Source organism: Pseudooceanicola lipolyticus, from assembly GCF_002786325.1.
Taxonomy (GTDB): domain Bacteria; phylum Pseudomonadota; class Alphaproteobacteria; order Rhodobacterales; family Rhodobacteraceae; genus Pseudooceanicola_C; species Pseudooceanicola_C lipolyticus.
The window spans coordinates 1-2394 of record NZ_PGTB01000297.1 but is presented as its reverse complement, the minus strand read 5'-3'; the positions used below and the strand labels follow the sequence as shown (position 1 = coordinate 2394).

Annotated in this window: 2 protein-coding genes; both read left to right on the top strand. The window is 67.2% G+C overall.

The genetic code is table 11. The annotated features are described in order from the left end of the window. Positions 1-54: 54 nt before the first annotated feature. The gene (locus CVM52_RS25210) at positions 55-1608 is read left to right on the top strand and encodes a formylglycine-generating enzyme family protein (RefSeq protein WP_100165007.1); all 1554 of its coding nucleotides are present in this window, start codon (positions 55-57) and stop codon (positions 1606-1608) included. Positions 1609-1819: 211 nt separating this feature from the next. After that, a partial coding sequence (locus CVM52_RS25205) for a peptidoglycan-binding domain-containing protein (RefSeq protein ID WP_133119993.1) occupies positions 1820-2394 on the top strand: 575 nt, incomplete at its 3' end.

The following is a 2394-nucleotide window of genomic DNA, read 5'->3' as shown; positions in this document are numbered from 1 at the left end:
GGCCTGGTCGGCGCAGCGGCTGGACCCGGCCACTGTGCTGCGGGAGGGGGCGTGATGCGCCGGCTTCTGCTGTCCCTCGCGCTCACCGCCTCGGCGGCGCAGGCGCAGGACTGGCCAATTGAGTATTACGATCCCGCCGCCGACGGCGCGCCGGCCGACCTGGTGCTGCCGATGCCCTGCGGCGGCGCGATGGCGTTCCAGAAGGTCAGCGTGCCGGTCGAGGCGGATGACCCGCTGGCCGACCGCCGCATCCGGCTGGGCCAGACGCTGGATGACTCGGGCTATTCCGACTATCTCCGCCCCGCCTATCTGCGCGGCCCGTTTGCCGATTCGGACAGCGGCACAACCTATTACTACATCGCCCGCTACGAGCTGACCCAGGGCCAATTCCGCGCCCTGCAAGGGGATTGTTCACCGCTTGAACGGACCGACCGGGTGGCCCAGGGCGACCTGTCCTGGTTCGGCGCGCTGGAAGTGGCGCAGCTCTATTCCGGCTGGCTGATCGCCAACCGCCCCGAGGCGCTGCCGCAGGCCGACGAGGTCCCCGCCTTCGTGCGCCTGCCGACCGAGGCGGAATGGGAATACGCCACCCGGGGCGGCGCCCGGATCGACGCCACGCTGTTTTCCGGCCGCACCTTCTTTGGCGAAGGCGAGGACATGCGCGCCTATGCCCGCCACCAGGCCCCCGGTTCGGCGCGGGGCAGGCTGGGGCCGGTCGGGCTGCGGCAGCCGAACCCGCTGGGCCTCTATGACGTCTATGGCAATGCCGAGGAACTGATGCTGGAACCGTTCCGCCTGAACGCCATCGGGCGCGAGGGCGGGCAGGCCGGCGGCATCGTCACCCGCGGCGGCTCGGTGCTGTCCTCGGCCGACCAGATCTACAGCGCGCAGCGCACCGAATACCCGCCCTACGACCTCGCCACCGGCGCACCGCTCAGCGCGCCGACCTTCGGGCTGCGGCTGGTGCTGTCCACCCATATCGCCACGTCCGATGCCCGGCTCCGGGCGATCCGCGACCGCTGGTCGGCGCTGGCCGGTGGCCAGGACCGCGAGAACCGGGCCGGCGCCGACCCGCTGGGGCTGCTCAGCGGGCTGATCGAGGCCGAGATCGACCCCAACCGCCAGGATGCGCTGAACGATCTGAAACTGGAATTCCGCCGAGCCAACGACCGGGCACAGACAGCGCTGCAGCAATCGGCGCGCGCCACGCTGCTGGCCGGCGCGGTGTTTGTCGAGTCGCTGAACGAGAACGCCGGCGAGATCGCCGCCAAGGCCTCCAATATCCGGATGCTGGTGGAATTGCAGCGCGCCGGCAGCCAAAGCACCGTCTATGCCCGCCAGCTGGACAAGCATGTCGGCGAAATCGATGACCTGCGGCGCCTGCAATCGACGTACCTGCTGTCGTTCCGCGCGGCGCTGGAAACGCTTGGCACCGATATCGCGCCGCAGGCGCGGCAGGCGGCCTATGGCGTGTTGCGGGAGGAAATGTCGCTGGCCGGGCGCGACAATATCCTGCTGATGCTGGACCGGTTCTGGGACGATCTGGCGGTCTATGCCCAGGCGCCGGACCTGTCTCCGGACGCCCTTCTGAACCTGGCGCTGGACTAGATATCGCGTCGGCGCGGATCCGCAGTATTGCCGCAATCGGGTTTCACAAATGCTTCAATTCGCGTATAGTTTGCGCGTGGGCTCAGCGGTAAAACTTGACTCTTTGCCCGGCCTTTGTTCGTCTGATGTTCTGTCAGTTGAACAAATGTCTTTGACGACTGCTCTTGTCCGGAACTGCTGCCGGGTCGAGATGTCACCGGAGGGTTTTAGAATGTTGAAACGAAATTTATGTGCTTCGCTGGTCGCGGCCAGCGTAATTGTGGTGCCGGTGCAGCGTGCTCAAGCGGATGAAGGGGCGGCCCTGCTGGGCGGTCTGATCGTCGGCGGCCTGATCGGCAATGAGATTGCCAAGAACAAACAGCGCCGGACGCGCACCACCACCACCTACAGGCCGACTTACAGTGCCGAACGGGAACAGAACCGCCAGGTTCAGCACGCGCTGAACTATTTCGGCTATAACGTCGGCGGTGCCGATGGCGTCCTTGGCCGCCGCTCGCGCGCTGGCATTTCGCAATTCCAGGCCCAGATGGGGTTCAACCCCGATGGGTATCTCGACGGCTACGAACGTGACTTCCTGCTGGGCAGCCACCAGCGCGCGCTGGCCAGTTCGCATGTCGCGCCCTACAATCAGATTTTGGCCTCGCAGGGGCCATCGGGCCTGCTGCGCACCTATCGCAATGAACAGCTGGGCATCACCACCACCACGGCGCAACAGCCGGTCGCGCCCGCTCCGGTGCCCGCCCCGGTGCCGCAGCCTGTGACCGCGCCGGCCCCGGTGCCCGCGCC

What these genes read in the sequence shown, in the direction of transcription:
- CVM52_RS25210 (WP_100165007.1), top strand. Translation starts at nt 55, where the DNA reads ATGCGCCGGCTTCTGCTGTCCCTCGCGCTCACCGCCTCGGCGGCGCAG.